The sequence below is a fragment of the Streptococcus suis genome, from assembly GCF_002964045.1.
GTDB lineage: Bacteria > Bacillota > Bacilli > Lactobacillales > Streptococcaceae > Streptococcus > Streptococcus suis_U.
In genome coordinates, this window is record NZ_POPB01000237.1 from 1 (window position 1) to 1640 (window position 1640).

General features: G+C 39.7%; 1 protein-coding gene. It reads right to left on the reverse strand.

Going from position 1 to position 1640, the window contains the following annotated elements:
- Nucleotides 1–151 precede the first annotated feature (151 nt).
- A complete protein-coding gene (gene tig, locus C1E99_RS02185) occupies nucleotides 152–1435 on the reverse strand; it encodes a trigger factor (protein WP_105206450.1) in 1284 nt (427 codons plus the stop codon).
- Between the last annotated feature and the right edge of the window lie 205 nt (nucleotides 1436–1640).

Genomic DNA, 1640 nt, shown 5'->3' on the forward strand with positions numbered 1-1640 from the left:
TACCCTTTTTACACTAAACTTTAGTCCAAAATAAAATAATTTCCATATTTGGATTACGAGACTCAAAATATTTTTCGTCAAATACCTTGATGGACTTGACAAATGGTAGAAAAGAAAACCCGACCAAGTCGAGTTTCCAATTTTTACTATATTATTTTACAGTTGCAGTGCTTGTGATCACTTCTACAGCTTTCTTCACAGCGATGTCGTGTTTGAGCATTTCTGGTGAAAGCAAGCTACGAACTTGTGCCACTTCCATCTTGTAAGTTGCTGCCAAGTCTTCGATTTCTTTGTTGATTTCTTCTTCAGTTGCTTCAAAGCCTTCTGCTTTCGCTACTGCTTCAACAACCAAGTTTGTCTTAGTGCGTTTTTCAGCATCTGCTTCGTATTGTTTATGAAGGTCTTCACGAGTTGTACCAGTGATTTGGAAGTACATATCTGGTGAGATACCTTGTTGTTGCATACCACCCAAGAATTCATTGATTGCACGGTGAACTTCTTCGTGGATCATTTCTTCTGGCAATTCAACGATTTCAGCGTTTTCTACAGCCAATTCAAGAGCTGCTGATTCAACTGCATCGTCAAAGGCAACTTCTTTTGCTGCTTCCAATTCTTTACGGTACTTAGCTTTCAACTCATCAAGTGTTTCTACTTCTTCGTCGATGTCTTTTGCCAATTCGTCATCCAAGGCTGGAACTTCTTTTGCTTTTACTTCGTGGATTTTTGTCACGAAGAGGGCTGGTTTACCTGCAAGGTCAGCTGCTTGATAATCTTCTGGGAAAGTAACTTCAACGTTTACTTCCTCACCAGCTGCGTGACCTACCAATTGTGCTTCAAAACCTGGGATGAATTGACCTGAACCAAGTCCAAGTGAGAAGTTCTCACCTTTACCGCCGTCAAATTCTACACCGTCGATTGAACCTACAAAGTCGATAACAACTGTATCGCCTTCAGCTGCTGGACCTTCTTTGATGACCAATTCAGCCAAGTTGTTGCGCTCACGCTCGATTTTTGCATCTACTTCTTCGTCTGATACTTCTTTAGTAGCTTCTACTGAAACTGCCAAGTTTTTGTAGTCACCCAATTTTACTTCAGGTTTTGTCACAACTTCCGCAGTGATTGTCCAGTCTTGACCTTTTTCCATAGACACAACGTCGATTTTTGGTTGTGCAACTACTTCAAGACCAGCTTCTGCAACCGCTGCTTCATAAGCTGCTGGTAACAATGCATTTACAACATCTTGGTAAAGTGCTTCTTCACCAAATTTTTGGTTGAAAACGGCACGTGGCAAGTGACCTTTACGGAAACCTGGAAGATTGATATCTTTCTTAACTTTGTTGAAAACGCGGTCCAATTCTGGTTTGATTGCATCTTGACTGATTGTGAAAGTCAAAACGCCGCGGTTTGTTTCTTTTGCTTCAAATGATACAGACATTCTGTCATTCTCCTTAAAATTTTATTGCATACTCTTCATTATAACACAATTAACAAGGATTTCAACGATTTTATAACGGACTTTTGGGAAATGAAAGTTCTATAATGAAGTTAGCCACCTTACCTTAGTCAAGAATTAGATGTTTCACTATGTTTGAGTAAGTTGATGATTTCATTTGATAACAGGCTTGAAGCTGTTAGGCTAG